At 61.5% G+C, this 26,863-nt stretch carries 28 protein-coding genes, 1 tRNA gene and 1 pseudogene; 19 read left to right on the forward strand and 11 right to left on the reverse strand.

Annotated elements, in window-relative coordinates; translation table 11 throughout:
• Window positions 1–2: 2 nt before the first annotated feature.
• The 3 genes and pseudogenes from MUU54_RS05085 to MUU54_RS05095 all read right to left on the reverse strand — a co-directional run.
• Window positions 3–1,205 carry an ABC transporter permease gene (locus MUU54_RS05085; RefSeq protein WP_247242948.1) on the reverse strand — a complete coding sequence of 401 codons (1,203 nt, stop codon included), beginning with the start codon at window positions 1,203–1,205 and terminating at the stop codon, window positions 3–5.
• A complete protein-coding gene (locus tag MUU54_RS05090; RefSeq protein ID WP_247242949.1) occupies window positions 1,195–1,911 on the reverse strand; it encodes an ABC transporter ATP-binding protein in 717 nt (238 codons plus the stop codon). The genes MUU54_RS05085 and MUU54_RS05090 overlap by 11 nt, the downstream gene beginning before the upstream one ends.
• A gap of 7 nt (window positions 1,912–1,918) precedes the next feature.
• Window positions 1,919–2,638, reverse strand: a pseudogene (locus MUU54_RS05095) (efflux RND transporter periplasmic adaptor subunit); the annotation flags it as partial.
• 207 nt (window positions 2,639–2,845) lie between these two features.
• Between MUU54_RS05095 and MUU54_RS05100 the strand changes: the two are divergent.
• Together MUU54_RS05100 and MUU54_RS05105 are read left to right on the forward strand one after the other, a co-directional pair.
• Window positions 2,846–3,160, forward strand: a complete 315-nt coding sequence (locus tag MUU54_RS05100; protein ID WP_376742054.1) for a hypothetical protein — start codon at window positions 2,846–2,848, stop codon at window positions 3,158–3,160.
• A 62-nt stretch (window positions 3,161–3,222) separates the two neighbouring features.
• The gene (locus MUU54_RS05105) at window positions 3,223–3,483 is read left to right on the forward strand and encodes a DUF2171 domain-containing protein (RefSeq protein ID WP_247242950.1); all 261 of its coding nucleotides are present in this window, start codon (window positions 3,223–3,225) and stop codon (window positions 3,481–3,483) included.
• Between the two features lie 434 nt (window positions 3,484–3,917).
• On the opposite strand, the gene MUU54_RS24515 is transcribed toward MUU54_RS05105, so the two are convergent.
• The 3 genes from MUU54_RS24515 to MUU54_RS05115 all read right to left on the reverse strand — a co-directional run bounded on the left by MUU54_RS24515 (window position 3,918) and on the right by MUU54_RS05115 (window position 6,187).
• The gene (locus tag MUU54_RS24515) at window positions 3,918–4,049 is read right to left on the reverse strand and encodes a hypothetical protein (RefSeq protein ID WP_281433216.1); all 132 of its coding nucleotides are present in this window, start codon (window positions 4,047–4,049) and stop codon (window positions 3,918–3,920) included.
• A gap of 123 nt (window positions 4,050–4,172) precedes the next feature.
• Window positions 4,173–5,201 carry a Gfo/Idh/MocA family protein gene (locus MUU54_RS05110; RefSeq protein WP_247242951.1) on the reverse strand — a complete coding sequence of 343 codons (1,029 nt, stop codon included), beginning with the start codon at window positions 5,199–5,201 and terminating at the stop codon, window positions 4,173–4,175.
• Window positions 5,201–6,187: an MDR/zinc-dependent alcohol dehydrogenase-like family protein gene (locus MUU54_RS05115; RefSeq protein WP_247242952.1), complete on the reverse strand. Its 987-nt coding sequence runs from the start codon at window positions 6,185–6,187 to the stop codon at window positions 5,201–5,203. Before MUU54_RS05115 ends, MUU54_RS05110 begins: the two co-directional genes overlap by 1 nt.
• 22 nt (window positions 6,188–6,209) lie before the next feature.
• Here MUU54_RS05115 and MUU54_RS05120 point away from each other — a divergent pair, with 22 nt between their 5' ends.
• The 9 genes from MUU54_RS05120 to MUU54_RS05160 all read left to right on the forward strand — a co-directional run bounded on the left by MUU54_RS05120 (window position 6,210) and on the right by MUU54_RS05160 (window position 16,084).
• The gene (locus MUU54_RS05120; RefSeq protein ID WP_247242953.1) at window positions 6,210–6,446 is read left to right on the forward strand and encodes a hypothetical protein; all 237 of its coding nucleotides are present in this window, start codon (window positions 6,210–6,212) and stop codon (window positions 6,444–6,446) included.
• A 231-nt stretch (window positions 6,447–6,677) separates the two neighbouring features.
• Complete coding sequence (locus MUU54_RS05125) at window positions 6,678–7,784, forward strand: NAD-dependent epimerase/dehydratase family protein (RefSeq protein WP_247242954.1); 1,107 nt, start codon at window positions 6,678–6,680, stop codon at window positions 7,782–7,784.
• On the forward strand, window positions 7,781–9,820 hold the full coding sequence (locus tag MUU54_RS05130) for an NAD-dependent epimerase/dehydratase family protein (RefSeq protein WP_247242955.1): 2,040 nt from the start codon (window positions 7,781–7,783) through the stop codon (window positions 9,818–9,820). The genes MUU54_RS05125 and MUU54_RS05130 overlap by 4 nt, the downstream gene beginning before the upstream one ends.
• A complete protein-coding gene (locus MUU54_RS05135) occupies window positions 9,817–10,932 on the forward strand; it encodes a glycosyltransferase family 4 protein (RefSeq protein ID WP_247242956.1) in 1,116 nt (371 codons plus the stop codon). Before MUU54_RS05130 ends, MUU54_RS05135 begins: the two co-directional genes overlap by 4 nt.
• 2 nt (window positions 10,933–10,934) lie before the next feature.
• Complete coding sequence (locus tag MUU54_RS05140; RefSeq protein WP_247242957.1) at window positions 10,935–12,065, forward strand: CgeB family protein; 1,131 nt, start codon at window positions 10,935–10,937, stop codon at window positions 12,063–12,065.
• Entirely contained in the window at window positions 12,062–13,150 is a 1,089-nt protein-coding gene (locus MUU54_RS05145; RefSeq protein ID WP_247242958.1) for a CgeB family protein, read from the forward strand. The genes MUU54_RS05140 and MUU54_RS05145 overlap by 4 nt, the downstream gene beginning before the upstream one ends.
• Entirely contained in the window at window positions 13,147–14,262 is a 1,116-nt protein-coding gene (locus MUU54_RS05150; RefSeq protein WP_247242959.1) for a CgeB family protein, read from the forward strand. The genes MUU54_RS05145 and MUU54_RS05150 overlap by 4 nt, the downstream gene beginning before the upstream one ends.
• A 12-nt stretch (window positions 14,263–14,274) precedes the next feature.
• Entirely contained in the window at window positions 14,275–15,318 is a 1,044-nt protein-coding gene (locus MUU54_RS05155; protein WP_247242960.1) for a UDP-glucuronic acid decarboxylase family protein, read from the forward strand.
• Between the two features lie 4 nt (window positions 15,319–15,322).
• Window positions 15,323–16,084 (forward strand): TIGR04290 family methyltransferase, encoded by a 762-nt coding sequence (locus MUU54_RS05160; RefSeq protein WP_247242961.1) that lies wholly within the window; start codon window positions 15,323–15,325, stop codon window positions 16,082–16,084.
• A 30-nt stretch (window positions 16,085–16,114) separates the two neighbouring features.
• On the opposite strand, the gene MUU54_RS05165 is transcribed toward MUU54_RS05160, so the two are convergent.
• A complete protein-coding gene (locus tag MUU54_RS05165) occupies window positions 16,115–16,522 on the reverse strand; it encodes a hypothetical protein (protein WP_247242962.1) in 408 nt (135 codons plus the stop codon).
• 169 nt (window positions 16,523–16,691) lie between these two features.
• Here MUU54_RS05165 and MUU54_RS05170 point away from each other — a divergent pair, with 169 nt between their 5' ends.
• Window positions 16,692–16,898 carry a hypothetical protein gene (locus MUU54_RS05170; RefSeq protein ID WP_247242963.1) on the forward strand — a complete coding sequence of 69 codons (207 nt, stop codon included), beginning with the start codon at window positions 16,692–16,694 and terminating at the stop codon, window positions 16,896–16,898.
• A 125-nt stretch (window positions 16,899–17,023) separates the two neighbouring features.
• Here MUU54_RS05170 and MUU54_RS05175 read toward each other — a convergent pair whose 3' ends face one another.
• From MUU54_RS05175 to MUU54_RS05185, 3 genes are all read right to left on the reverse strand, one after another.
• Entirely contained in the window at window positions 17,024–17,197 is a 174-nt protein-coding gene (locus MUU54_RS05175; RefSeq protein ID WP_247242964.1) for a hypothetical protein, read from the reverse strand.
• A gap of 263 nt (window positions 17,198–17,460) precedes the next feature.
• Complete coding sequence (locus MUU54_RS05180) at window positions 17,461–17,601, reverse strand: hypothetical protein (RefSeq protein ID WP_247242965.1); 141 nt, start codon at window positions 17,599–17,601, stop codon at window positions 17,461–17,463.
• A gap of 175 nt (window positions 17,602–17,776) precedes the next feature.
• A tRNA-Lys gene (locus MUU54_RS05185) sits at window positions 17,777–17,852 on the reverse strand.
• Window positions 17,853–18,050: 198 nt separating this feature from the next.
• Here MUU54_RS05185 and MUU54_RS05190 point away from each other — a divergent pair.
• Together MUU54_RS05190 and MUU54_RS05195 are read left to right on the forward strand one after the other, a co-directional pair.
• Window positions 18,051–18,800 carry a cytochrome c biogenesis CcdA family protein gene (locus MUU54_RS05190; protein ID WP_247242966.1) on the forward strand — a complete coding sequence of 250 codons (750 nt, stop codon included), beginning with the start codon at window positions 18,051–18,053 and terminating at the stop codon, window positions 18,798–18,800.
• Between the two features lie 42 nt (window positions 18,801–18,842).
• The gene (locus tag MUU54_RS05195) at window positions 18,843–19,805 is read left to right on the forward strand and encodes an AEC family transporter (protein ID WP_247242967.1); all 963 of its coding nucleotides are present in this window, start codon (window positions 18,843–18,845) and stop codon (window positions 19,803–19,805) included.
• On the opposite strand, the gene MUU54_RS05200 is transcribed toward MUU54_RS05195, so the two are convergent.
• Window positions 19,782–20,984 (reverse strand): UbiH/UbiF family hydroxylase, encoded by a 1,203-nt coding sequence (locus MUU54_RS05200; RefSeq protein ID WP_247242968.1) that lies wholly within the window; start codon window positions 20,982–20,984, stop codon window positions 19,782–19,784. The two genes, MUU54_RS05195 and MUU54_RS05200, sit on opposite strands and share 24 nt — an antisense overlap.
• A gap of 178 nt (window positions 20,985–21,162) precedes the next feature.
• On the opposite strand from MUU54_RS05200, the gene pcsA reads away from it, so the two are divergent.
• The 5 genes from pcsA to MUU54_RS05225 all read left to right on the forward strand — a co-directional run bounded on the left by pcsA (window position 21,163) and on the right by MUU54_RS05225 (window position 26,735).
• Window positions 21,163–21,897 carry a phosphatidylcholine synthase gene (gene pcsA / locus MUU54_RS05205; RefSeq protein WP_247242969.1) on the forward strand — a complete coding sequence of 245 codons (735 nt, stop codon included), beginning with the start codon at window positions 21,163–21,165 and terminating at the stop codon, window positions 21,895–21,897.
• A gap of 160 nt (window positions 21,898–22,057) precedes the next feature.
• On the forward strand, window positions 22,058–23,629 hold the full coding sequence (locus tag MUU54_RS05210) for an ABC transporter ATP-binding protein (protein ID WP_247242970.1): 1,572 nt from the start codon (window positions 22,058–22,060) through the stop codon (window positions 23,627–23,629).
• Window positions 23,619–24,710: an ABC transporter permease gene (locus MUU54_RS05215; RefSeq protein WP_247242971.1), complete on the forward strand. Its 1,092-nt coding sequence runs from the start codon at window positions 23,619–23,621 to the stop codon at window positions 24,708–24,710. The genes MUU54_RS05210 and MUU54_RS05215 overlap by 11 nt, the downstream gene beginning before the upstream one ends.
• Window positions 24,703–25,617 (forward strand): ABC transporter permease, encoded by a 915-nt coding sequence (locus MUU54_RS05220; protein ID WP_247242972.1) that lies wholly within the window; start codon window positions 24,703–24,705, stop codon window positions 25,615–25,617. Before MUU54_RS05215 ends, MUU54_RS05220 begins: the two co-directional genes overlap by 8 nt.
• 44 nt (window positions 25,618–25,661) lie before the next feature.
• Window positions 25,662–26,735 carry a BMP family ABC transporter substrate-binding protein gene (locus MUU54_RS05225; RefSeq protein WP_247242973.1) on the forward strand — a complete coding sequence of 358 codons (1,074 nt, stop codon included), beginning with the start codon at window positions 25,662–25,664 and terminating at the stop codon, window positions 26,733–26,735.
• Window positions 26,736–26,863 lie beyond the last annotated feature (128 nt).

Here is a 26,863-nt window from a genome sequence, read left to right on the forward strand (position 1 = left end):
TGTCACTCGTGACGAAGCGCGTCGATGGGGTTCATCTGCGCTGCGCGCCGTGCTGGGAAATAGCCGAAGATCACGCCGATGGCGGCGGAGAACAGGAAGGCCACGAGGATGACGGAGGGGCTGGCGACGAAGGGCACGTTGAGCAAACCGACGGCTCCATAGGCGAGGGTAAGACCGGCCAGGATTCCGGCTACGCCGCCGAAGATCGACAGCATCACGGCCTCGACGAGGAACTGCGTCAGCACCTGTTTCTCAAGCGCGCCAATCGCCAGACGGATCCCGATCTCCCGCGTGCGTTCGGTCACAGACACCAGCATGATGTTCATGATGCCGATGCCGCCGACCAGAAGACTGACGGCGGCGACCGCGCCGAGGAGGCCGGTCAAAAGAGTCGTTGTGCCCGTTATGGCCGCCGCCATCTGCGCCATGTCCGCGACGTCGAAGTCGTCGTCACGACCGATGCCGATCCGCCGCCGCTCGCGCAAAAGGCCTTCCACGTCGGATTGCACCTTGGCGGTGGAGACACCGTCCTGTGCCGGCAGGATGATGCTCGAGATCGTCGTGGTGCCGCCGATGCGCCGCTGATGGAGCTTCAGCGGCATGATGACAGTATCGTCCTGGTCATCGCCCATTCCGGACTGACCCTTGGCTTGAAGCAGCCCGACGACTGGGCAGGCGATATTGCTGACACGGATGATCTGCCCGACAGGGTCGGTGGCGCCGAAGAGCTCCCGCCGCACCGTCTCGCCGACGATGCAGGCCGGCTGGCCCCGTTCCTCGCCAGGCAGGAAGGTGCGGCCGGACGCCAGATCCCAGTCCTGCGCGATCAGATAGTCGTTCGTCGTGCCGATGACGCTGGATGAGCGGTTTTCCCCACCGGCGATGATCGTGGCGGAACCGCGGTTCATCGGAGCAACCGCACGAAGACCGGAGATCTGGTTGCGGATCGCCTCCACATCGCGATCCTCGAAGCGCTTTGCCTCCGTGCTGGCGCGTCCGGGACCCAATTGGCCGGGGCGGACGAAGAGCGTGTTGGTGCCGAGCCGCGAGAGCTCCGCCTGGACCTGAGCCGTCGTTCCATTGCCGATGGTGACCATGGCAATCACCGCCGCGACACCGATGACGACACCGAGCACCGTCAGGAAGGAGCGCAGGAGGTTGCGGCTGATGGCACGCGAGGCGAGCTTTGCCGTCTCAATGAACATGTTCCGCCTCCCTTACCCGCATCTCGTCGCTCGTCAGCCGCCCGTCGACAAAGCGCAGCAGACGCTTCCCGTAGGCCGCAATGTCCTCTTCATGCGTCACCATGATCACGGTAATGCCGCGGTCGCGATTGAGCCGGGAGATGAGGTCCATGATCTCGCGACTGGTCTTCGTGTCGAGATTTCCCGTCGGTTCGTCGGCGAGGAGGACGGCCGGATCGGTAACGATGGCCCGCGCGATCGCCACACGTTGCTGTTGTCCGCCGGAGAGTTCCTGCGTCGTATGCCCCTCGCGCCCCTTGAGGCCGACCTGCTCGAGCGCCTGTAGCGCACGCTTCCGCCGCTCGCGCGGCGGCATTTCGCGGTAGACGAGTGGAAGCTCGACGTTCTCCACGGCCGAGGTGCGCGCGAGCAGGTTGAAGCCCTGAAAGACGAAGCCCAGCATGTGCCGCCGCAGCAGCGTCAGCTGCGTCCGCGTGAAGTTCGTGGTCGGGATGCCTTGGACGAGGTACTCGCCGGAGGAGGGGACGTCCAGCCCACCGATGATGTTCATTGAGGTCGACTTGCCCGAGCCCGACGGGCCCATGATAGACACGAACTCAACTGCCCGGATCGAAAGATCGACTCGGTGCAAGGCCCGGATCATGGCTTCGCCGCGTCCGTAGAATCTCGAGACCTGTCTGAATTCCAGGAGAGGGGCGTCAGCCATCGCGATCTTACCTGCTCCGCGCGGTTGCATCGGTGATGACGAGATCGCCTTCCTGAAGCTCTCCGGATCGAACCACGGTCGACTGCCCGTCCGAAGGGCCCGTCTCCAGCGAAACCTGCTGCGGATTGCCGCCGTGCATTACCCAGACGCTGCGGCTTGCGCCGCTACCGGTCGCGTCACGCGTGCCGCGGATCCGTGGCGGGCGGAAGAGGCGCGTCAGGATGCTGCCGCCGCCACCGCTCTCAGCAGCCGGAGGTGAATAGCGCAGCGCCGCATTGGGAACCAGAAGGGTATGTTCCACCGATTCAACGACGACATCGGCCGTTGCAGTCATCCCCGGGCGCAGCAACAGGTCGTTGTTCTCTACCGTCAGGATTGCCTTGTAGGTGACAACGTTGGAAACGGTCTCAGAGGCGAACCGGATCGTCTGGATCTTCGCCGGGAAAGTGCGGTCGGGATAGGCATCGACCGTGAACGTCGCCTCCTGTCCCTCCTGCACCTGACCGACATCCGCCTCATCCACGGCAACTTGAAGCTCCATCTTTCGCATGTCGCCCGCAATGGTGAAGAGGACTGGAGCATTGAGCGAGGACGCAACCGTCTGCCCCGGTTCAACGTCCCTTGTAAGGACCAGGCCATCGATCGGTGAGACGATCTTCGACTTGCCCAGATTGACTTCCGCAAGCCGCAGGCTCGCTTCCGCCGATTGCACGGCAGCAGCGCTGACCGCTTCGCGAAAGTATCCTGAGCCAGGTCAAGCCGGGCCCTCTGTTCTCCCAGATGGCGCGGAGCGAAGGTCAAACCAACTTAAACTTCCGTAACATGGCTAGGCGCGGGCTCACGAGGCGTTGCCGGCCCGTTTCGGTCTGCTATGGAATAGGCGCCCAATCATGGGCTGGGGAAAAAAATGATGAAGTACAGGACCTATGCGGCCATGGGCGGATTGTTGGCGGTGTTTGCGTCTGCGGCGCCGTCTCGGGCGGGAGATCTCACGTTCACGTTGATCAATTCGACCGGTTCGACGCTCGAGCGCTTCTATTCATCGCCCGTTGGCGTCGATGAGTGGGAGGAGGATGTTTTCGGCAAGGATGTGCTTGAGCCGGGGGAGAGCATCGAGATCACGATCGCCGACGGACGCACCGTGTGCGAGTACGACATGCGGTTCGAGTTCTCCGAAGACTCCGATCTGGAGACGACGGAGGATTCGCAGGATCTCTGCGAGCTTGGCTCCTACGAAATTCACGAGTAGGCGTGGAACGCTCCGCATCGCTGGAGGTTGACGCAGGTCATCAATCCAAAAGGAGAACCTCAATGGTCGATGCAGGTATGATCAAGGAACATGCGAAGGTCATCGGTGCGGATGGCGCGCCCGTCGGCACGGTCGATCGTGTAGAGGGTGGCCGCATCAAGCTCACCAAGTCCGACAGCGGACAGGGTAGCCACGAGGGCCATCATCACTTCATCCCTCTCGATCTTGTCGCCGATATCGAAGACGGCACCGTCCGCCTCAGCGCCAACGGCGATGTTGCCGTAACGTTCGAGCAAGAAGAGGGCGGACGTTCGGTCCACTAGAATGCGGAAAGGAGAGCGCGCTGCCTGCGCTCCCCTTTTCTTTGCCTGAAATCCCCACTTTTTGAATAGAGGAGCCGGAGGAGCACGCCTGGCACTCCTCGTCTTTGCCCTCAATCATCCTGCGGGATGTGGGTGTCGATGCCAGCAAGCCGCAGGTCATTGACGACGCGCTGCACCCCCTTGATGCCTTGAACGGTGCGGGTGACGCACGAAGTGGGTTCCGGTGTTGAGGGTATGCCGAACCGCTCGTTGAAACGGCCGTCTCTTCCGTGCCTCCTGCGAGCCGCGCGGTTTTATCTGCCATGGTCGGCGATGCGGGCTAAAGGAAGACGGCAATGATAGACCAGCATCGCCGCCGTGACGGCTGAGATCGTCGTCCTTCGAGGTATTCCATTCGCCTTCCGCCTTCGACCCGCGGATAGCGCATCCGTGGCCTACCAGTTATTTTCAGCCGAAAGCTCCATGGGTGAGGCCATGAGATCGGATTCGCCGATCGAATGGTCGACGTACTTGAAGGCGAGGATGCTCAGCACAGAGGCGAGCATGACGACGAAGATGATGCGCATGTGTAACTCCTTGGGCCTGATAACTCGCGGAGTGGAAACTGGTTCCTCCCGCCGCAAAGCGCCGTGGGAACGATGCCGTTTCGAGGGAGCTCGGAAGCAGACGCTCCCGAGCTCGGTTTGCCATCATGCCGCTTGATAAATGCGATCAATGGCCTTCGCCGTCACCGCATATTCGCGGCAGGATGGATCGAAACGGCTCCCCGACCTGAGTCTACGTGCCCAGTCTATGGCTGCCCTTCCACCCCAGTCTTCAGGCGGTTCGACCAGGATTTCTCTCGACGTGCCGCGAAAGCGTTCCGCCTTGAAGGCGTAGAAGGAGCCGTTGACATTATGAATTTCAGCACCGCCGGCGGTGCCATAGAAGCTTGCGCCGATGATAGCATCACAGCCGGCCTGAAGGCGCCAGGAGCAGGTGAGGCGTGCCACGGTGCCGCTTGCAAGTTCGATAGTCGCCGTGGCGAAATCCTCCACCTGATCTGCCGTGCTGGAAATGCGCTGGCCCTGGTGGAACAGCTGGGAGGTCACCTTCTCGATCTTCGGAAAATCCAATGCCCAAAGTGCAAGGTCGGCGAGGTGGATGCCGAGATCCATGACGCAGCCGCCGCCGGATCGGGACTTGTCGTAGAACCACTCCTTGTCCGGGCCATAGGCATTGTGGAAGACCAGGTCGACGGCGTGCACATGGCCGAGCTCGCCATTCTGCAGCAGGCTGCGGATCTGCTGCATGCCTTGCGTATAGCGATAGGAGAGGTCGACGCCAAGCAGGCGATCCGCCTTCTCCGCGGCGGTGACAACCGCTTCGACTTCACCGGCATCGCGACCCAGCGGCTTTTGGCAGAAGACAGCAACACCGGCTTGCAGGGACTGGATCGACTGGGCGGCATGTTGGGCGCTTGGCGTGGCGATCACGACCCCATCGAGGTCGTGGCAGAGCAGATCCTCCAGGCCGGACGCAATGGCGGCCTGCGGCGCAAGCTTTCTCGCTTCCTCCGACATCTCAGGTGAGGCGTCGGCAATGGCGACGGCTTCTCCGGCTCCGGAAGCGAGAATCGCTTCCATGCGGTGGCGACCGATCCAGCCGACACCAAGGAAGCCGAGACGGGCCGGCTTGGTGGTTGCGGACAGCGTGCGGTCTAGAACAATCTCGTTCATCAGTAGGTCACCAGTGCCTTGAGAAAACCATCGGGACGGTCGCGGGTGGTATCCAGCGCTACGTCCAGCTGCTCCAGCGGAAAGCGATTGGTGTAGAGAGAAGATGGATCGAGCCGACCGCTGGCGACTGCTTCAACCGCGTCCCGAATGCCCCGGATGTATTCGGCGGGATCGCGCTCGTGGGCGTTGATCACGTCGAGGCCGCGCCAGTTCCACAACTGCATGTTCACCTGGCGGGCACCGTCCTGGTGATAGCCGGCGACGACGAGGCGTCCACGTTCCTTAGTCAGTTCCGCGGCGAGATCGAGCGGCCACTGCTTGCCCACCGCTTCGATGACACAGTCGCACATCTTCTCATCTGTCAGGCGCTTTACTTCCTCGATGATCTGCCAGTGATCTTCCATCGGGATGCACTCGGCCGCACCCATGCAACGCGCGACGTCCAGCGAAAACGGGCGGCGGGAAATGGCGATCACCCGCGCACCGGCAGCGGTTGCGAGCTGGGTCAGCAGCGCGCCGAGGAACCCGATTCCGATGATGGCGACCGTCTGCCCGGCATGAATGTTGCTTCGGCGGAAAATGTTCATCGCGCAGCCGAGGGGTTCGCCCGGGAACGGCATCCCATCAAGTTCGGCGGGAAGGGGGACCACCTTATCAGCGTCGGCAATGTCGTGTGTCGCATAGGCATGGAAGGAGAGGGCTGCGACACGGTCGCCCGCTCTCAGTCCTTCGACACCCTCGCCAACCTCGTCAATATGTCCCCAGCCTTCGTGGCCGAGCCCGCCGGGCTCGGTGGGGAACTGCATCCACTCCGGTCCCGCCCATGGCGTCAGGTTGGACGCACACACGCCGCAGCCTTCCAGCTTGATCCTTACCTGACCATGTCCGGGTTGCGGCAGTGGCCTTTTCTCGGTTACCATCGTCCCTGGTCCGGTGATGATGGCAGCCTTCATGAGGCTGGTGTCGGTCATGGTCATCACATTCATCTTCGCGTGTCTCCCTCATTGAATGCAGGCTGCCGCGCCTCTGCAGCAGGCGCAGCATCGGGGCTTTAACTCCGCGCAGGAGGAGGAGTTCCTGAAGAAGATGAAGAAGATGATGATGATGCTGGGCTTCCAAACCCTCTCCACATCGACCTCGCTGCCCCGCGCGAATCTGCGTTCGCTACGACGCATGCGCGAAGGGGGCATGCCAACGTTTTGCCTTCGAAGACATTGGCAAGAGGGCAAGCCGCCCTATCGTTGAAACCGGAGCCGCGCTTACCGCGTCGTGCGAGGTCACACCCCTCGGTGTCGTCCCCGCTTGCTGCAGACGCGTTCGCCAGCGTCGATGCAGTTCAACAGGTTTCCCGCCAAAACTGGTCGCGGACCGTTGATGAAGACATTGATGACAAAGATGTTCTTGAAGAAGGAACTTTTCGCTGGCGCACGGGTTCACATCGCAAATCGCAATTTTGTTCCAGCCAAGAGTGATCACATGTCAACAATTCTAGTAACGGGTGGGTGCGGGTTCATCGGCCGCCACGTGGCCGAGGAGCTTCTTGCCGCGGGGTACCAGGTGCGCATCCTTGACGCCATGATCGAACAGGTTCACGCGGATGCGGAAGCCGACGTTCCGGAACAGGCAGAGGTCATCCGCGCCGACGTTCGCGACAAGGATGCCGTGACGCAGGCACTGCAGGGCGTCGACGGGGTGGTCCACCTTGCGGCCGAAGTCGGCGTGGGTCAGTCGATGTACGAGATCGCCCGCTATGTCGGCGGCAACGACCTCGGAACAGCCGTGCTACTGGAGGCGATGATCGGCCTGCCGGTCCGCCGCATTGTCGTGGCATCCTCGATGAGCGTCTACGGCGAAGGACTTTATGCAACCGACAACGGTGAGCCGATCGGCTTCATCCGCCGCAAGCCCGCACAGGTTCGGCAGGGCCGCTGGGAGCCGCAAGGCCCAAATGGCGAGACGCTGACGCCGATCGCGACAGACGAGAACAAGCCGGTCGATCTTGCTTCCATCTATGCGCTGACCAAGTATGCGCAGGAGAAGCAGGTGTTGATCTTCGGCGAGGCCTACAACGTGGAGGCGGTGGCGCTTCGCCTGTTCAACGTGTACGGCGCCGGCCAGGCGCTCTCCAATCCCTACACCGGGGTTCTTGCGAATTTCGCATCGCGGCTTGCCAACAATCAGCCGCCGACGATCTTCGAGGACGGCCAGCAGCGCCGCGATTTCGTCCATGTCCGCGATGTCGCCCGCGCCTTCCGGCTGGCACTGGAACAGCCGAGCGCGAACGGCCACGTGATCAATATCGGCAGCGGCCAAGCCTACACCGTCGAGGAGGTCGCCACGCTGCTCGCGGAGGCCATGGGGGTTCCCGAGATCAAGCCGGAGATCATGAACAAGGCGCGCTCCGGCGATATCCGCAACTGCTTTGCAGACATTTCGAAGGCGCGCGATCTCCTCGGCTTTAAGCCGCAATACAAGCTGGAACATTCGCTGGGTCCGTTCGTGGAGTGGGTGCGCGGCACCGGCGCAATCGACCGCGGCGCAGAGATGCGTCGCCAGCTTGAAGAGCGGGGACTGGTATCATGAGCAAATCGGACACTTCGGCCAGCAGCATCGGGTCGAAGCAGTTCGGCTTTGTCGAATGGTTTCGGCCGGGAGAATACGAGCGGACGGAGGAGGTGTTGCCGCGCCTGCTCTCGTCGGGCGCATCCTATCTGAGGACGCATCTGTCCTGGGCTGAATATCTGGCCCCGGGTGGCGAGGAGTGGTTCGACTGGCTGATCCCGCAGATCGGCTCGAAAATCGACCTGTTGCCCTGTGTTCATTACACCCCACCCTCGATGTCGCGAACGGGCCGTGCATCCGGCGCGCCGAAGGACCTGAAGTCCTACGCCGATTTCATCGATCACGTGCTGACGCGCTACGGCAAGCATTTCCGCCACATCGAGTTGTGGAACGAGCCGAACAATCTTCTCGACTGGGACTGGCGCGAGGACGGCGACTTCCAGCTGTTCTGCGAGATGGTGGGTGGCGCCGCCTATTGGGCCCAGCAGCGCGGCTTCAAGCCAGTCCTCGGCGGCCCTTGCCCCTTCGACCCTTACTGGCTGAACCTGATGGGCGAGCGCGGCGTGCTGGGTGTGGTCGATGCCGTTGGTTTCCATGGTTTCCCAGGCACCTGGGACAGTGAGGAAGGCAGCTGGGGCGGCTGGGACATGCATCTGGGCGAGATGCGCCGCATCCTCGACCGCTACAATGCGAAGACCGAGATCTGGGTGACCGAAACCGGCTATTCGACCTGGCGCAAGGACGAGATGGAGCAGGTTCGTCGATTTGCGAAGGCGCTCGAGGTGCCGGCGGACCGCCTCTACTGGTATGCTTGGGCCGACGTGCCACCGAATGTCGCAGTCCAGGAAGGTCTCTGGTTCGACCCGCGTCACTATCACCTCGGCGCGGAGACCCATGACGGACAGCCAAAACTTCTCGCCCGTCTTCTGACAGAGGGGGGCGTCGAGCGTGTGCGCGAGGTGACAGAGTTCCCGGCGCCTCGCATCGCCAATGGCGCTGCCCCGATCGTCATCACGGGCGGCAGCGGCTTCATTGGGTCCAATCTCGCCGACAGCTTCCTGAGTGAGGGCGCGGATGTCGTTATTCTGGACAACCTCGGCCGGCCGGGCGTCGACCAAAACCTTGCGTGGTTGAGGGAGCGTCACGGCGAGCGGGTGCATCCTTATCTGGCCGACATCCGTGACATGCGCGGGATCGAAGCTGCCTTTACCGATGCCAAGGCGGTCTTCCATCTGGCAGCACAGACGGCGGTGACGACGAGCCTTGTCCACCCGATCGATGACTTCGAGGCCAATGCCCGTGGCACCATCAATGTCCTTGAGGCCGTCCGAAAGGCCGGCAAGCAGGCGCCGGTGATCTTCGCCAGCACCAACAAGGTCTACGGTGCACTGGAAGACCTCCAGATGCTGGAGCTGGACGACCGGTACATTCCGGCAGACGAGGCAATCAGGGCGCACGGCATCGATGAGCAGCGGCCGCTTTCCTTCTGCACGCCTTACGGCTGCTCCAAGGGGGTCGCCGATCAGTATGTGTTGGACTACGCCAAGTCCTTTGACATCCCGAGTGCGGTGCTCCGGATGAGCTGCATCTACGGGCCGCGTCAGTTCGGTACGGAGGACCAGGGCTGGGTTGCCCATTTCCTGATCCGTGCTCTGGCTGGCGATGCGATCTCGGTCTATGGCGACGGCAAGCAGGTTCGAGACATTCTTCATGTCGACGATGCCGTGGCCGCCTACCGTGCCGCCCTCGGCTCCATCGAGCAGGTGAGGGGACGCGTCTTCAACCTCGGCGGCGGCCCGCATAACTCCGTGAGCATTCTGGGTGTGCTTCGCGAGATCGAGAAGCTGACCGGCCATCCGTTGCAGACGTCATTCGGCCCTTGGCGCGCCGGCGATCAGTTCTTCTTCGTCGCCGATACGCGGAAGCTCGAGCGCGATCTCGGCTGGCAGGCGAGGGTGCGCTGGCGGAGCGGCATGCGCCACCTGGCTGAGTGGTTGGTCGAGCATCGCTTCGGCGGACGTCCCATCCTCAGCGAACAGAAGAGGATCCCGGCGTGACGCAGCAGATGCCTTCCCTGAACGGCATGCGGCTTCTCATGACGGTCGACGCGATCGGCGGCGTCTGGCGCTACGCGATGGATCTGGCGTCCGGCCTGCGGCGGCTTGGGGTGGAGACATTGTTCGTCTGCCTCGGCCCGGCGCCCTCGGACGATAAGGTGGAGGAGGCGAGCCGGATCGGTCGGCTGGTCCACCTCGACGCTCCACTGGACTGGCTGGCAGCAGACAGGCAAGCGCTTGCAGATCTACCGGCTCGCATTGCAAAACTGGGCTGCCGCGAGCGGGCAGAAGTCCTTCATCTGAACCTCCCGTCACAAGCTGCAGATATCGCCACAGATATTCCAGTTGTGACCGTTTCGCATTCCTGTGTCGTCACCTGGTTTTCAGGCGTCCGCAACACCTCGGTGCCGGAGGATTGGCGGTGGCAGCAGGAATTGAACCGTGCAGGCTTCGACCACGCCGCTGTCGTTGTTTCACCCAGCGCGAGCCATGCAGCAATGCTGGACGCTGCCTATGGCACGATCCCTCAGTTGAGGGTCGTCTATAATGGCAGCCGCCTCGAAAACGCTTTAGCGGAAAAGCAGGATCTCGTCTTTGCCGCCGGCCGTTGGTGGGATGACGGCAAGAACGGCGCAGTTCTGGAAGAGGCCGCGCCCTTAATCCGCTGGCCGCTGCTGATGGCGGGTGCAAATGCCGGGCCGAATGGCCAGCATCTGCTGATCGAGCACGCGCTGCATCGAGGAGAGCTCACGCACTCGCAGACCGTCTCGCTGATGCGCGAAGCGAAGATCGTCGTCTCCCCCTCGGTCTACGAGCCATTCGGTCTTGCGCCGCTGGAGGCGGCGCGCGCTGGCGCAGCACTCGTTCTCTCGGACATCCCGACTTATCGCGAGCTTTGGTCAGACTGCGCATGCTTCTTCGATCCGCACGATCCCCAGGCACTTGCCGCCGCCGTCAACCGGTTGGGGGAGGATGCCGACCTGCGCGCCGGGCTCGCGGTGAAAGCTTACGACCGCTCTCTCGACTTCACGATTGATGCACAGACGCAGGCGATGGCGAGGATCTACGCCGAACTGCGCACGCAAAACAAAACACTGACTGCCGCGGAGTAGACATGCGCTTCATCTTCTATACCCACTCGCTCGTTTCCGACTGGAACCACGGGAACGCACATTTCCTGCGCGGCGTGATGCGCGACCTCATCCGCCGCGGGCATGAGGCCGTCGCTCTGGAACCCGAAGGTGCATGGAGTCGCGAGAATCTTGTTCGCGATCAGGGACAGGCGGCGGTTGATCGCTTCTATGCCACCTTTCCTGAGTTGAAGAGCGAGATCTATGGCACGCACTTTGACCACGAGGCTGCTCTGGACGGAGCTGACGTGGTCGTTGTCCATGAGTGGACGGATCCTGCGCTGGTCCAGCGGGTCGGGCAAATCCGTCGTGACGGCGGGCGCTTTACTCTGCTCTTTCACGACACTCACCATCGTGCAGTGTCCGCCGAGGAGGATATCGCCAGCCTCGACCTCAGCGATTACAACGGCGTGCTCGCCTTTGGCGAAACCTTGCGGGAGCGCTACCTGAAGGCCGGCTGGGGGCGCAACGTCTTCACCTGGCACGAGGCGGCCGATGCAAGCCTCTTCAAACCCATGCCGGATGTCGGAAAGACCGGAGATCTGATCTGGATCGGAAACTGGGGCGACGGTGAGCGGACGGCCGAGATCGCTGAGTTTCTGGTGCGCCCGGCAAAGGAGCTTGCGCTGAGGACGACCGTGCGCGGTGTCCGCTATCCAGAGGCAGCCCTGGCGTCGCTCAGCGATGCTGGCATCAGTTACGGCGGCTGGATCGCCAATGCCGACGCTCCGCTGGCGTTTGCCCGCCACCGGGTGACCATGCACATCCCGCGGCGGCCTTACGTACAAAACCTTCCGGGGATCCCGACCATTCGGGTCTTCGAGGCGCTGGCATGCGGGATACCATTGATCTCAGCGCCCTGGGACGACGCCGAGCAGCTCTTCCGCCCAGCGAAGGATTACCTTGTCGCCCGCAACGGCGATGAAATGAAGCAGAGCCTGAAGCGCGTTCTCGAGGATCGGGAGCTGGCACGTGAGCTATCCCTTTCCGGGCTGGAGACAATCCGGGCGCGACATACGTGCCGGCACCGGGTGGATGAACTGCTGAGCGTGCTTGCCACCTGCGGCACCGCCGGAGTTACCCGGCAGATCGAAACGCCGGAGGCTGCGGAATGAAGATTGCTTTCTACGGATCAAGCCTGGTTTCAGCCTACTGGAATGGTGCCGCGACCTACTACCGCGGGCTGCTTCGGGCGCTTGCCGCAAAGGGGTATGACATCACCTTCTACGAGCCTGACGTCTATGACCGACAGAAGAACCGTGACATCGACCCGCCGGAGTGGTGCAAGGTCGTCGTCTATGACGGCACGATCGATGCGCTGAAGGCGGTGACGGCGGAGGCCGCAGCAGCGGATGTCGTCGTGAAAGCGAGCGGCGTAGGCTTTGAGGATGATTTTCTGCTCGAGGACCTGCTGCGCCATGCCAGTGCCGATGCTCTGAAGATCTTCTGGGATGTCGACGCACCGGCTACGCTTGCGGAGGTGCGGGCGGCGCCCGACCACCCGCTGCGGGCCGCGCTCCAACAGCTGGACATGGTGCTCACCTATGGCGGCGGCGATCCTGTCGTGGACGCCTACCGGTTCATCGGCGCACGCGATTGTATCCCGATCTACAATGCGCTGGATCCGGACACCCACCATCCTGTGCCGGCGGACCGACGCTTTGGCGCCGACCTCGGCTTTCTCGGAAACCGCCTGCCGGATCGCGAAGCTCGCGTCGAGCACTTCTTCCTCGAGCCCGCGGGACGTCTTCCTGACCAGACGTTTCTGCTTGGCGGCTCCGGCTGGCAAGACAAGCCGATGTCGGGGAACGTGAAGTATACCGGTCACGTCTCGACCCGCGACCACAATGCCTTCAATGTGACGCCCAAGGCGGTGCTCAACATTTCCCGCGCGAGCATGGCCGAGAACGGGTTCTCCCCCGCGACCCGCGTCTTCGAAGCGGCCGGTGCGGGCGGGTGCCTGATCACCGACTATTGGGAAGGCATCGAGCTTTTCCTGAAGCCGGACGAAGAAGTGCTGGTTGCCCGCGACGGACAGGACGTGGCGGATATCCTTGCCGATCTCTCGGATGAGCGAGCAGACATGATCGGACAGCGGGCACTGCAACGGGTTCTTTCCGAACATACCTACGCTCATCGTGCCCAGACGGTCGACACGCTCTTTCGGCACCATGCGGCGAAACTGGAGGCGGCCGAATGACGAAGCAACTCGATATCGTCATTCTGGGTCTCTCGCTCTCGTCCTCCTGGGGAAACGGCCACGCAACCACATTTCGCGCTCTTCTAGGCGGGCTCCACGAAGACGGACACCGAGTGCTGTTCTTGGAAAGAGACGTGCCCTGGTATGCAGGTCAACGCGATCTGCCGGAGCCGGATTTCTGCGACCTGCAATACTATTCAAGCATTGAGCAGCTGCTTTCTCTCTATGCGGATCGGATCCGTTCTGCGGACGCTGTTGTCATCGGGTCCTACGTTCCCGAAGGGGTGCAGGTCATCGACCAGGTCGCTTCACTTTCTCCGCGACGGTTGTGCTTCTACGACATCGACACTCCGGTGACGTTGGCTAAGCTCGATCGCAGTGACGAGGAATATCTGGCGCGGCGTCAGATCCCTCTTTTTGATACCTATTTCTCCTTCTCCGGAGGAGAGGTGCTGGATCGGTTGGAAACGAATTATGGCTCGCGCAATTCAGTGGCCCTCTACTGCTCGGTCGATGCTTCGCGATACGGCAACAGCGGCGAACCATTCGAATGGGAGCTCGGCTATCTGGGCACCTATAGCCCGGACCGGCAACCGACCGTCGAGCGGCTGCTTGTCGAGGTAGCGCGCCGTATGCCGGAGAAGCGCTTTGTCGTGGCTGGGCCGCAATATCCGGATGACATAAACTGGCCGCAGAATGTCGAGCGGATCGATCATCTGCCGCCGGCCGAACATGCTTCCTTCTATAGTCGTCAGCGCTTTACGCTGAATGTCACCCGCGCCGACATGATTGCCGCCGGCTGGTCGCCGAGCGTGCGGCTGTTTGAAGCCGCCGCCTGCGGCACGCCGATCATCAGCGATTACTGGCGCGGACTGGATGAGCTCTTGCCGCATGGCGAGGCCATCATCATCGCTCACGGGACGGAGGACGTGGTGGAAGCGCTCTCCAATATCGACGAGCAGAAGCGCGACGCCATTGCCGGCTCTGCACGCGACATTGTGCTTCAGGGGCATACCGGATTGGCTCGGTCGCGCGAACTCGTGGAGGCGCTGCGGGCGCTTCAACCGCAGCCGAGGGTGGAACAAGCCGCCCGGCAACGCATTTCAGCATAAAAGGGGCAAAACATGTTGCAACGGACTCACTCAGGACGTGCTGGAACAGCGTTGGTGGCAGGCGGCGCCGGTTTCGTCGGCTCGCATCTCTGCGACACGCTGCTTTCCCGCGGGCAGCGCGTCATCTGCGTCGACAGCTATCTGACGGGATCGGAGGCGAACATCCGGCCGCTGATGAACCACCCGGGCTTTCGGATGGTGGAGAAGGACATCTGCGAGAAGATGTCCTTCGACGAGCCGCTGGACTATGTTTACAACTTGGCCTGCGCAGCCTCTCCGCCACAGTATCAGGCTGACCCAGCGCATACGATGATGACCTGCGTCGTTGGGACCGGCAATCTTCTGGCGCTTGCAGAGGAGCACAACGCGTCGTTCCTGCAGGCGTCCACAAGCGAGGTCTATGGCGATCCGGAAGAGCATCCGCAGCGCGAGGATTATCGGGGCAATGTCAACTGCACCGGACCGCGCGCCTGCTACGACGAAGGAAAACGGGCAGCCGAAGCCCTTTGCTTTGATCTATTGAGGGCAGGGCGGGTCGACGCGCGCGTCGCGCGCATTTTCAACACCTATGGGCCCCGCATGCAGCCGAACGACGGCCGCATCGTCTCAAACCTCATCGTTCAGGCTTTGTCCGGCACGCCGTTGACCATCTACGGTACCGGCGACCAAACGCGTTCGTTCTGCTACGTCACGGATCTGGTGGAGGGTCTGATCGCCCTCATGATGGTGAGGCCGAACCCGGAAGTGCCGGTCAATCTCGGCAATCCCGACGAATTCACCATCAACGAGCTGGCGAAAAAGGTTCTGGAGATGGTTCCGTCCGCCGCAGGGCTGGTCCAGAGGCCTCTGCCGAAGGATGATCCACAGCGTCGCCGGCCGGACATTTCGCGCGCCAAGGAGCTGCTCGGCTGGGAGCCGACCGTTCCGTTGGCCGACGGGCTGAGGCAGACGGTCGACTGGTTCTCGGCCAATCTTGCGCCGACACTGCGACCAGAACCGGTTGCGGCCCTTGCCGGCGCGAATCGAACAGCAGCAGAAATGAGCATTGGGGTTTGACGGAATGGATGCACGGAGTGGCCGTGGAGAAAACCTGAAACGCGAGATTGAAAGGCTAGGGCCTTGGTTTCAGAACATGCGGATCGGCGGAATCGAGACCGCCCCGCAGCATTTCCTGGGAGATTATCCGAACTTCAAGTGGGAAGGCTTTAAGCACATCGTCCCTGACGATCTTGCTGGCCGGAGCGTACTCGATATTGGCTGCAATGCAGGCTTCTACACAATGGAAATGAAGCGCCGCAATGCGGGGCGGGTGGTCGGTATCGACTCAGATGCGCGGTATCTCGAGCAGGCGCGGTTTGCCGCCAAGCATGAAGGCCTCGACATCGAGTACCGCCAGATGTCAGTCTACGAGGTGCCGCAGCTGAAAGAGCGTTTCGACCTCGTGATCTTCATGGGCGTGCTTTATCATCTGCGCCACCCGCTTCTCGCGCTTGACCTGCTTTACGAGCATGTGGTCGACGACATGATGCTCTTCCAGTGCCTTCAACGTGGCGACGAACGGATCCCGGATCTGCAGGAAAACTACGATTTCTCCGAATGGTCCCTCTTCGATCAGCCGGACTATCCCAAGCTTTTCTTCGTGGAGGAGCGCTACGCCAGCGACCCCACCAACTGGTTCCTTCCCAACACCGCCGCCATGGAGGCGATGTTGCGCAGCGCGGGCTTCGTGATCCGCGAGAACCCGGAGCGCGAGGTTTATTTGCTTGGGCGCGGCAAGCGGCACTATGCCGTCGAGCCGCCGAGCTTCGTAAAGCAAAGCTGAGCGGCGACCAACCAACTCTGCAAAATGGATCTAAGCCGAGGAAACGGCAGTGGTCGGTCTGCTTAACGCCTTCGGCCGCATGAAAATTATGTAGGCGAAGAGCAGCACGCCTGCGAACGTTACTAGGGAAGAAACGGCCACCAGCGGCTCCATGCCGGGATTGCCGGAGAGGAGCAAGTAGAGGCTCGAGATCATGACGGTGACGCCCGCGGTATAAACCCAGTATTGAACAATCGCGAGCCGCGTTTCCGCCTTCGCCGGGTTGAGTGCATAATACCCGCCGAAGATCGCCATGGTGACCCAACCGAGCAGGTTGTTGTGTGCGTGCGCCCCGGCGACCTGATGCTGATGTGTGATCGACATCTGCAGACCCATGGCGATACCGAGTATCAAGAAACAGATCGCTGTCTTGAAGTATAGATGTGCGAGACGTGGCATGACATTCCCCTCCTGTCAGAGATAACTTGACAGCGACGACTATACACCGCCGCACGCAAGTTGTAACCGAGGATCATCTTCGCAAAAACGAGCGCCAGCCCGCGAGAACACCCAGAGACGTGGGCGAAAGGTGAACTCGGTCCTACCGCGAAGGTATGAGCGCCGCCAGGTGATGCTCTCGCCGAACACCATGCACAAACAGGTCGATGAGGAGGGCGGCGACCTCGCGAGCTTCGCAGCTTCCTTTTGCGAGGCGGCGCACACCGCAGGTGCGGTCGAGGACCCGTTGCAGCATTGCAAGATCTACCGGCTCAAGGGCGCTAATTCTGTTCGACATGCCTCCAACACTAAACGCTGGAACCTGAAGCGCACATGAACCATGGAACGCGCGGCGGGGTGCAAGCCACATCTAGAAAAATGATCGCCGCGCGTTCCTGCGCCCTTGGGGCGCGCCCGCACAATGAAACACGACGCCAGAGGTTCCAGACCATATGATCGGCTTTATCGAAGGTTGACGGGTACCTGGAGTCCCTTCGGCAAGGTCGGGCGCTTCAACATGGCAACCTGGATCCTCTCGAAAGCTTGCTTGCGCTCGCGTTCCTGCCGCTCGCGACGCGCGCGCGACGCTGCCACGGCGGCCATAGCCCGTTCAATAACTTCTTCAGTGCGCTTCATGTTCACACCTCTCGTCTGTTCTCTATATGTTCCATGCGAGAGCAAAAGTCAAGGCGCGGCTCAACCGGTCTACGAGGTAAAGGCAGATTCGCGAAAGAGTGCTCGAACGTTCTTCGGCTCTAAGCCGGCGGGGGAAGAATGAACCAGAGCGCAACAATTACGGCGCCGACGACATATCCGATCCCCTGGAGCTTTTCCACTGTATTCATGTTCGCCTCTCAAAGGCTGCCTGGCAACGGGCGAGACCGGCGCCTGCTTCAGCTTCACTCTCTAAAGTCGAACTCTGCGTTGCGACGTTCGACGTCATCGCGGAACTCCTGATCCCAGGGATCAAACAGCTCCACCTCGTCCCCCTGACGCGTCCCATGGTCGTCGCGTTCTTGGTCTTTTGTCGCTTCAGGCATAACCATTTCCTCCACGGCCGCAGCATCTTGATGCGCACGCTATTGGTAAGCGAATGCCTAATCCCAACCGTCAAATGCCGCAAATGAAGAGTCGTTACAGGGTGTAACAGAGATGCAGTGGCGTTGCTTTGGTTACGGAGGCCGACCGCTGCAACTCAAATGTGCGGTGACCAGATGGTGAGAGCGCAGGGGTTCGAACCCTGGACCTACTGATTAAAAGTCAGTTGCTCTACCGGCTGAGCTACGCTCTCCCTTGGCGGGCGCAAGGCCCTTTGGAAGTGCGCGGAACATATGCAGACGCCTCTTCCGGGTCAACCGCAAAAACGGCGAAAATTGCGGCGGATCGACGTGAGTGGCATTTCCCGCGAAAAGGTGATTGGCATTGCAGGTTGCACGTGCTTTAGGCAGGCAAGCTTTGCTCTGTTGAGCCGTGTTGCTGGAGACGATAGTTGTCGATCGCCGAGATTTCGCTGTTGAGCGCCCTGCTTGCCGGGGCGTTGTCCTTTCTTTCCCCGTGCGTCCTGCCGCTGGTGCCACCCTATCTGTGTTATATGGCCGGGATTTCGGTGGACCAGTTCCGGGGTGAGGGCAACCCGGTTGCGGCAGTGAATACGCGGAAGGCAGTCCTCGGAGCAGCGTTCTTCTTCACGCTCGGTTTTGCCACCGTCTTCGTGGCTCTTGGGGCAGGGGCCTCAACGATCGGTGTGATCCTTCGCCAGCATCTCGACCTCCTGTCGAAGGTGGGCGGCCTGATCATCATCATCATGGGCCTGAACTTCCTTGGAGTTTTTCGGCTCGGGATCCTATCGCGCGAAGCGCGCTTCCAGGGCGGGGGCAAGCCGGCGACGCTATCGGGCGCCTATGTCATGGGGCTCGCCTTTGCCTTCGGCTGGACACCCTGCATCGGGCCAGTGCTGGGCGCCATCCTCGGCGTTGCGGCATCTCGGGAGACGGTCGGTGATGGGGCGACGCTGCTGGCGATCTATTCGCTCGGGCTTGCCGTGCCGTTCTGGATCGCGGCCGGCTTTTCCGGCGCCTTCATGCGCTTTCTCTCCCGCTTTCGACGCTACCTGGGTGCGGTCGAGAAGGCCATGGGCGCGCTTCTCGTGCTGACCGGCTTTGCGTTCATGGTTGGCTTCGTCAGCGACGTCGCCATCTGGTTCCAGCAGACCTTCCCAATCCTGACGCAAATCGGCTAAGGCGGACCTTCGCCTGCCGCAACGCCGCATGTCTGGGAACAGATGGCCAATATCGTCGCGCTGCTTTTGCCCTTCTTCGGGCTGATCCTGATCGGCTTTGCCGCCGCCCGACTGACGAAGCAGCCGGCAGAGGCGCTCGGCTGGATGAACACCTTCATCATCTACGCAGCGCTTCCGGCCCTGTTCTTCAAACTCGTTTCGCGCACGCCGATCGAGGATCTCGCGCGTATCGATTTCATCGTCTCCGACATCGGTGCGACCTACCTGGTCTATTCTGCGCTCTTTGCCATCACCTACTTCCTGCGTCGAGCGACTTTCGCCGATTCCACCATCCAGGCCTTCGCGGGCGCGTACGGCAATATCGGCTATATGGGCCCGGGGCTCGCGCTGCTTGCCTTTGGTGAAGCCGCGGCCGTGCCGGTGGCTCTGATCGTCTGCTTCGAAAACGCCATGCATTTCATCGTCGCGCCTGCCATGATGGCGGTGGCCGGTGGTGATCGGCGGCCGCCGTTTAAACTAGCGGCGGATGTTTTGCGCAAGGTGGTGCTTCACCCCTTCATCCTGTCTACCGCGCTCGGGTTCCTCGTTGCGGCCAGTGGCGCAGAAGTGCCGCTCGCCGGCCAGCGGCTGGTGGATTACCTGGCCCAGGCGGCTGCTCCATGCGCTCTGTTTGCGATGGGGGTCACTCTGGCTCTGCGGCCACTGAAGAGGGTTCCGGTGGAGATCGGTTATCTGTCGATCGCCAAGCTCGTTTTGCTGCCGGGCACGGTCTACATCGTGCTGTCGCTGGCTGGAGACTTCGATCCGGTCTGGGTCTATTCGGCGGTCCTGCTCGCGGGCCTGCCGACGGCCACCAATGTCTTCGTGATCAGTCAGCAGTATGGTGTCTGGCAGGAGAGGGCGTCGGCAACGGTGCTGATCACGACGACCCTTTCGGTGCTGACGCTGCCGGTCCTGCTTTACCTGATCAACGCGCGGATCCTACCGCCGGACCTCTTCCCTTAGGCTGTTGACGAAGGCCCGGAAGCCGCGCCCTGGCTCAACGCCTTCGCGCATGACCAGATTGCGAAGCGGTGGAAGGGCTGAGAGCAGATGCAGGCCTGCAGTGCGCATCATCTGGACGGGAAGAAATTCCGATAGCAGCGAGCGGTTCAAAACGTCGACGCCGAAGGTGCGGCTCATGATGTCGGAGCGGCGCCTGCGGTTGAAGCGGTCGCCGGCATCGCTCGGGACAGGGCGGTCCGGATTGTCGGATAGAACCTCGACCAGCTCGATGATGTCGCGCAGCGATAGGTTCAAACCTTGCGCGCCGATCGGCGGGAAGGCATGAGCCGCTTCTCCTACCAGTGCGAGGCGGCCCTTTCCGAACCGGTCGGCCATCAGGCTCGACAGCGGCCATGACTGCGCTCCGGGCTCAATAGTAACCTTGCCCAGCATCGACTGCATGCGTCGCTCGACTTCGTTCGAAAGAGCCTCGAGCGGCAGCGCCAGCAGGCGTTTGGCCTCCTGCGGCTTCACCACCCAGACAAGGCTGGACCGCTGACCGGGGAGGGGAACCTGAGTGAAAGGACCCGTCTCGGTGTGGAACTCGATTGAGACGTTGCCGTGAGGTAGAGTGTGCTGGAAGTTTAGGACCGCCGCCGTCTGCGGATAGGCCCAGCGGCGTGTGCCGATGCCTGCGCTTTCCCGTGTCTTAGAGCTGCGGCCATCGGCTGCCACGACGAAGGAAGCCGAGATGGTCTCGTCGTTCTCCAGCGACAGCACCGCCTGCTCGGCCGAGAAAGATGCGGTCCGCAAGGTGCTTGTAATGCGGGTGATGTTCGGCTCCGCAGCCACCGCCTCCTGCAGTGTCTCCAGCAGAACGCGGTTCGGAATATTGTAGCCGAAGGCGTAGAGACCGACATCGGCCGCACGGAACTGCGCCGTCGGCGCACGAAGAAGCCTGCCGGTGCAGTCGATGATCTGCATGACCGAGAGCGGCGCTGAACTGGGCACAATCCTATCCCAGAGGCCGAGGTGCTCCATGAAGCGGATGGAGTGGTCCATCAACGCCGTGGTGCGCTCGTCGCGGCCTTGCGCTTCGGGTGCAACAAAGGCGACCTTACTGCCTGCCCGCGCGAGTGCGAGAGCCGCTACCGAGCCGACCAGACCACCGCCCACCACTGCAATTTCATAGTCGTGCATGTCACAATCCTCGTCAGCAGCCGTTCTGCGCTATGTAGAGCCTTCTCGATCGGTTATCCATGGGACGAGGCAGCGCAGGGGCAATTCTTGCGCAAGACGCGGGAGAGCAGCATGGGAGCGGTTGCAATACCGCCGGTTTGGCCGCATAGCTCGGCAACAGCCAAGTACGGAACAGCGCGTGATCAGACGAATTTTCAACTACCGAAAAGTCCCCTATGCCGAAATCCGTGCCTTCTCGGTCCATCTGCTGACGGCCTCCGGATCGTTTCTCGCCTTTCTGGGTGTGGTTGCTGCCGGCGAGAACCGCTTCGTCGACATGTGGTGGTGGCTCGGCCTTGCCCTTTTTGTCGACGGCATCGATGGCCCGATCGCGCGGAAGGTGAAGGTGCGCGAGGTGCTGCCGAACTGGTCTGGCGACATGCTCGACAACATCATCGACTACGTGACCTATGTGCTGCTGCCGGCCTTCGCGCTTTACCAGAGCGGCATGATCGGCGAGCCATGGTCCTTCGTAGCGGCAGGACTAATCGTGATCTCCAGCGCCATCTATTATGCCGATACGGGCATGAAGACGGAGGAATACTTTTTTTCGGGCTTCCCGGTCGTCTGGAACATGGTGATCTTCACGCTCTTCGTGATTCAGGCGAGCGAGGTGACAGCCTTTATCGTCATCCTCGTGTCGGTGATCCTGACGTTCCTGCCGATCGATTTCCTCCATCCGGTTCGGGTGAAGCGGCTCCGCCCTCTGAACCTCGGGATATTTCTGGTCTGGTGCGTGTTGAGCGGCTACTCGCTCCTCTTGCATTTCGACTCGCCCTACTGGCTCGTGTACGGCGTGGTGGCCTCCAGCCTTTACCTCTACTTCATCGGGGCCATCATGCAGCTATTCCCAAAACTCGGGGCTCGTACCTAAGCTGTTGGCAGGCCATGTTTTCTGTTGTGCGGGGCAACAAATTCGCTATCAATGATGGACGAGCGAGCGCCACGTTCTGGCGCTTGCGCGCAAGCAGGACGCGCCGGCATCCTTAGTCAAGCCTCGAAAGAAGGTGGGACGGCGTGAACAAGGGGGTTCAGTGACTGTTTCGGAGGGGCCAGCGGGTAATCCGCTCTTGTCGGTCCGACAGCTGACAAAGTATTTTGGCAGCTTTGCCGCATGTTCCGGTATCGATCTCGACATCGCTCCGGGAGAGATCCACGCGCTGCTCGGCGAAAACGGCGCCGGTAAGTCGACGCTGGTCAAGATGCTCTTCGGCATATTGGAGCCCAGCGAAGGGGCAATCCTCTGGAACGGAAAGCCGGCGGTCATACGCTCGCCGAGCGAGGCACGGTCGCTCGGAATCGGAATGGTATTCCAGCACTTTTCGCTGTTTGAGGCGCTAACGGTGGCCGAGAATATCGCGCTTTCGCTTGATCCGAAGATCTCGCTTGCCAAGATCTCGGACGAAGCGGCCATGCTTTCGCAAGCATACGGGCTTCCACTCGATCCCAAGGCGCATGTCGCTGATCTTTCCGTCGGTGAGCGGCAACGGATTGAGATCGTGCGCGCACTTCTGCAGAACCCCAAGCTCATCATCTTGGACGAGCCGACTTCCGTCCTGACGCCGCAGGAGGCGGACAGGTTGTTCGAGACGCTCTTCAAGCTAAAGGCAGAAGGACGTTCCGTTCTGTATATCAGCCACCGCCTGGAGGAGGTCCGCCGAATCTGCGACAGTGCGACCGTCCTGCGGCACGGCAAAGTGACCGGCACCTGCGATCCGAAGCAGGAAACGCCGGCTTCACTCGCGCGGATGATGGTCGGAGCCGACGTCTCCGACGTATCTCGCGGTACGGGGAGCCAGCTCGGCGACGTGCAGATCGAGGTGGCAAGCCTTTCTGTTCCCGCCCGCACGCCGTTCGCTGTTCCCCTTCGTGGCATCGACATGCAGGTGCGGGCTGGAGAAGTGCTGGCAATTGCCGGCGTCGCAGGGAACGGTCAGGGCGAGCTCTTCGACGTCCTTTCAGGCGAACACACGGTGGCGGACAATGATGCGATCCGCATCAGGGGCAATGCGGTGGGCAAAGCCGGCATCAACGCGCGGCGCCTGCTCGGCGCTGGCTTCGTTCCGGAAGAGCGCCATGGGCATGCGGCCGTCTCGGAGATGTCTCTCTCCGACAACCTCCTCCTTGCCCGCAGCCAGCCGGATCGGCGAGCACTCCTTTCGGGCGGGGCGCTTTCCGTCATCCGCCATGGCGCCGTGCGATCAGCGGCCAGACGAATTTGCGAGGAGATGGACGTCCGCAAGAGCGGCGATGACCCTGCGGCGGGTTCGCTGTCGGGTGGAAACCTCCAGAAATTCATTGTCGGCCGCGAACTCGACCGCCAGCCGGTCGTGCTCGTGGTTAACCAGCCGACCTGGGGGGTCGACGCCGGCGCGGCGAGCCGCATCCGGCAGGCGCTTGTCGACCTGGCGCGCGCAGGTTCGGCCGTCGTGGTGATCAGCCAGGATCTGGATGAGATCTTGGAGATTGCAACCAATATCGCGGTGATCTCCGAAGGCAGGTTGTCGCGGTCCTTCGCCGCCGGCGACCTCAGCCTGGAGAAGATCGGTCTGATGATGGGCGGTATCCACGACTCCACGCATTCGGAGGCCGCCCATGCGCATTGAACTTCAGAGGCGGTCTCAGTCCTCCCGTCTGTTCTCGTTCGTGTCGCCGCTGCTGGCGCTGGTGCTGACCCTGTTCTTCGGTGGCATCATGTTCTGGATGCTCGGCAAGCAACCGCTGGACGCCCTTTACAGCTTTTTCGTGGAGCCGCTTCTGGAGGTCTGGTCGCTGCATGAGCTGGCCGTCAAGGCAGCGCCGCTGATCCTGATCGGCGTCGGCCTGTCGATCTGCTATCGCTCCAACAACTGGAATATCGGCGCAGAGGGGCAATTCACCATCGGTGCCATCACCGGCTCCATCCTGCCGGTACTCTATCCGGAATGGCACTCTCCGATGATCCTGCCGCTGATGCTCGTCATGGGTATGGTCGGCGGTGCGCTCTATGCCGGAATTCCTGCGCTTCTGAAGACGCGCTTCAACACCAACGAGATCCTGACCAGCCTTATGCTGGTCTATATCGCGCAGCTCTACCTCGATTGGCTGGTGCGCGGACCATGGCGTGACCCTCAGGGCTACAATTTCCCCCAGACCAAATCCTTCGTGCCGGAGGCCGTGCTGCCGGAGATCCTGGAGTCCGGCCGCGCCCATCTGGCGATCGCGTTCGCTCTGGTTGCGGCCGTGGCACTGTGGTTCATGATGCGCTTCATGCTGAAGGGTTTTGAGGTCACTGTGCTCGGGCAATCGGAGCGGGCAGGGCGTTTCGCAGGCTTTTCCGCCAGACGGATGGTCTGGTTCTCGATGATGCTTTCCGGGGCGCTTGCCGGGCTTGCGGGCATCTCCGAAGTCTCCGGCTCCATTGGCCATGTGCAGCCGACGATTTCCCCGGGCTATGGCTTCACTGCGATCATCGTCGCCTTTCTCGGGCGCCTCAATCCGCTCGGAATCATCGCGTCGGGGTTCGTCTTGGCGCTGACGTATCTTGGAGGCGAGGCGGCCCAGCTTTCGATCGGTATTTCGGACAAGGTGAGCAGGGTGTTCCAAGGCCTGCTTTTGTTCTTCGTGCTCTCCTGCGACACCCTCATCCACTACCGGATCAGGATCGTGACGCAAAAGCTGCGGGGAGGGGCTGCGCATCATGCTTGAGGCGATCCTTCTAACCGTCATCACGGCGGCCACGCCGCTCGTCATTGCTGCCCTGGGCGAACTCGTGACGGAACGTTCTGGCGTCCTCAATCTCGGCGTCGAGGGGATGATGATCATGGGGGCGGTGGTCGCATTCGTCGCGACGCAGACCACTGGTTCCCCTTACATCGGCGTGGTTGCAGGCATCACAGCCGGAGCAGCATTCTCGCTCCTCTTCGGTTTCCTGACGCTGACGCTGGTTGCAAACCAGGTGGCGACGGGCCTTGCCTTGACGATCCTCGGCCTCGGGCTGTCGGGTCAGATCGGCGAAAGCTATGTCGGCCAGCCCGGTATCAAGCTGCAGCCGATCAATATTCCGATACTCGGCGATATCCCATTCCTGGGCCCGCTGCTCTTCCGGCAGGACCTGATCTTCTATCTCTCCATCGCTCTGGTGATTGGCATCCACTGGTTCCTGTTCAGGAGCCGGACTGGCCTCAAGATGCGCGCGATCGGCGACAACCACTCTTCCGCTCATGCGCTGGGGATCAACGTGATCCGCACCCGCTACCTCGCCGTGATGTTCGGCGGTGCCTGTTCGGGTCTCGCGGGCGCTCAGCTTTCACTCGTCTATACGCCCCAGTGGGTTGAGAACATGGCGGCAGGCCGTGGCTGGATTGCGCTCGCTCTGGTGGTGTTCGCGTCTTGGCGTCCGCTTCGGGTTCTCGCGGGCGGCTATCTCTTCGGCGCCGTCACCATCGGGCAGCTTCACGCACAGGCGTTTGGAATCGGGATACCATCACAATTCCTTTCGGCTTTGCCTTATGTCGCCACTATTGTCGTGCTGATCATCATCTCGCATAATCGCCGCACGACGCTGATCAACACCCCCGCATCGCTCGGAAAGCCTTTCGTTCCAGAGAGATGACCGGACCTGCATCGAAGTCTTAGAGCCAACAGAGGTTACAAGAAATGAAGAAACTCATCATCGCACTGGCCGCCACGGCCGCCCTTCTGGGCGGGATCACCGGCGGCGCCCAGGCGCAGGACAAAACCAAGATCTGCTTCATCTATGTCGGCTCGAAGACCGATGGCGGCTGGACGCAGGCGCATGACATCGGCCGTCAGGCTCTCCAGGAGCATTTCGGCGACAAGATCGAGACGCCGTTCCTGGAAAACGTTCCTGAAGGTCCTGATGCGGAACGCGCCATCGAACGCATGGCCCGTTCCGGCTGCGCGATGGTGTTCACCACCTCGTTCGGCTTCATGGATGCGACGGTGAAGGTTGCGCAGAAGTTCCCGGACGTGAAGTTCGAGCACGCGACGGGCTTCAAGGCGGCTGAAAACCTCGCCACCTACAACTCGCGTTTCTACGAAGGCCGCTACATCCAGGGGCAGATCGCCGCGAAGATGTCAAAGAAGGGCGTCGCCGGCTACATCGCTTCCTTCCCGATTCCGGAAGTGGTCATGGGCATCAATGCCTTTCTTCTCGGCGCGCAGTCCGTCAATCCGGACTTCGAGCTGAAGGTCGTATGGGCGAACACCTGGTTCGATCCCGGCAAGGAAGCCGACGCTGCCAAGGCGCTGATCGACCAGGGCGTCGATATCCTGACGCAGCACACCGATACGACGGCACCGATGCAGGTCGCTGCCGAACGCGGGATTCTGGCCTTCGGCCAAGCTTCCGATATGATCGCGGCCGGCCCAAATACCCAGCTCACTGCGATCGTCGATACCTGGGGCGCCTACTACATCAAGCGCGTTCAGGCCCTGCTCGACGGCAATTGGAAGTCGGAGCAGATCTGGGACGGCCTGAAGGATGGCATCCTGACCATGGCGCCCTACACCAACATGCCCGACGACGTGAAGGCGATGGCCGAAGAAACCGAAGCCAAAATCAAGTCTGGCGAACTGCATCCGTTCACCGGGCCGGTCAACAAGCAGGACGGCACCCAGTGGCTGGCGGAAGGCGAGAAGGCTGACGACGGCGCGCTTCTCGGCATGAACTTCTACGTCGAAGGCGTCGACGACAAGCTGCCGCAATAAACAGTCTCAAAGAGTGTGAAGAAGGCGCCCTTCGTGGCGCCTTCTTTGTTGCAGGACGTCACAAGCCGTTTATCGCATCTCAATCACCTTGTTGCTAAGAACCGCCAGCCTGTCTGAGGGAGAGAGTT

This window comes from Pseudorhizobium tarimense, assembly GCF_022968135.1.
Lineage (GTDB): Bacteria > Pseudomonadota > Alphaproteobacteria > Rhizobiales > Rhizobiaceae > Neorhizobium > Neorhizobium tarimense.

What these genes read in the sequence shown, in the direction of transcription:
- MUU54_RS05085 (WP_247242948.1), bottom strand. Translation starts at nt 1,205, where the DNA reads ATGTTCATTGAGACGGCAAAGCTCGCCTCGCGTGCCATCAGCCGCAAC.
- MUU54_RS05090 (WP_247242949.1), bottom strand. Translation starts at nt 1,911, where the DNA reads ATGGCTGACGCCCCTCTCCTGGAATTCAGACAGGTCTCGAGATTCTAC.
- MUU54_RS05100 (WP_376742054.1), top strand. Translation starts at nt 2,846, where the DNA reads ATGGGCGGATTGTTGGCGGTGTTTGCGTCTGCGGCGCCGTCTCGGGCG.
- MUU54_RS05105 (WP_247242950.1), top strand. Translation starts at nt 3,223, where the DNA reads ATGGTCGATGCAGGTATGATCAAGGAACATGCGAAGGTCATCGGTGCG.
- MUU54_RS24515 (WP_281433216.1), bottom strand. Translation starts at nt 4,049, where the DNA reads ATGCGCATCATCTTCGTCGTCATGCTCGCCTCTGTGCTGAGCATCCTC.
- MUU54_RS05110 (WP_247242951.1), bottom strand. Translation starts at nt 5,201, where the DNA reads ATGAACGAGATTGTTCTAGACCGCACGCTGTCCGCAACCACCAAGCCG.
- MUU54_RS05115 (WP_247242952.1), bottom strand. Translation starts at nt 6,187, where the DNA reads ATGAATGTGATGACCATGACCGACACCAGCCTCATGAAGGCTGCCATC.
- MUU54_RS05120 (WP_247242953.1), top strand. Translation starts at nt 6,210, where the DNA reads ATGCAGGCTGCCGCGCCTCTGCAGCAGGCGCAGCATCGGGGCTTTAAC.
- MUU54_RS05125 (WP_247242954.1), top strand. Translation starts at nt 6,678, where the DNA reads ATGTCAACAATTCTAGTAACGGGTGGGTGCGGGTTCATCGGCCGCCAC.
- MUU54_RS05130 (WP_247242955.1), top strand. Translation starts at nt 7,781, where the DNA reads ATGAGCAAATCGGACACTTCGGCCAGCAGCATCGGGTCGAAGCAGTTC.
- MUU54_RS05140 (WP_247242957.1), top strand. Translation starts at nt 10,935, where the DNA reads ATGCGCTTCATCTTCTATACCCACTCGCTCGTTTCCGACTGGAACCAC.
- MUU54_RS05145 (WP_247242958.1), top strand. Translation starts at nt 12,062, where the DNA reads ATGAAGATTGCTTTCTACGGATCAAGCCTGGTTTCAGCCTACTGGAAT.
- MUU54_RS05150 (WP_247242959.1), top strand. Translation starts at nt 13,147, where the DNA reads ATGACGAAGCAACTCGATATCGTCATTCTGGGTCTCTCGCTCTCGTCC.
- MUU54_RS05155 (WP_247242960.1), top strand. Translation starts at nt 14,275, where the DNA reads ATGTTGCAACGGACTCACTCAGGACGTGCTGGAACAGCGTTGGTGGCA.
- MUU54_RS05160 (WP_247242961.1), top strand. Translation starts at nt 15,323, where the DNA reads ATGGATGCACGGAGTGGCCGTGGAGAAAACCTGAAACGCGAGATTGAA.
- MUU54_RS05165 (WP_247242962.1), bottom strand. Translation starts at nt 16,522, where the DNA reads ATGCCACGTCTCGCACATCTATACTTCAAGACAGCGATCTGTTTCTTG.
- MUU54_RS05175 (WP_247242964.1), bottom strand. Translation starts at nt 17,197, where the DNA reads ATGAAGCGCACTGAAGAAGTTATTGAACGGGCTATGGCCGCCGTGGCA.
- MUU54_RS05180 (WP_247242965.1), bottom strand. Translation starts at nt 17,601, where the DNA reads ATGCCTGAAGCGACAAAAGACCAAGAACGCGACGACCATGGGACGCGT.
- MUU54_RS05195 (WP_247242967.1), top strand. Translation starts at nt 18,843, where the DNA reads ATGGCCAATATCGTCGCGCTGCTTTTGCCCTTCTTCGGGCTGATCCTG.
- MUU54_RS05200 (WP_247242968.1), bottom strand. Translation starts at nt 20,984, where the DNA reads ATGCACGACTATGAAATTGCAGTGGTGGGCGGTGGTCTGGTCGGCTCG.
- MUU54_RS05215 (WP_247242971.1), top strand. Translation starts at nt 23,619, where the DNA reads ATGCGCATTGAACTTCAGAGGCGGTCTCAGTCCTCCCGTCTGTTCTCG.
- MUU54_RS05220 (WP_247242972.1), top strand. Translation starts at nt 24,703, where the DNA reads ATGCTTGAGGCGATCCTTCTAACCGTCATCACGGCGGCCACGCCGCTC.
- MUU54_RS05225 (WP_247242973.1), top strand. Translation starts at nt 25,662, where the DNA reads ATGAAGAAACTCATCATCGCACTGGCCGCCACGGCCGCCCTTCTGGGC.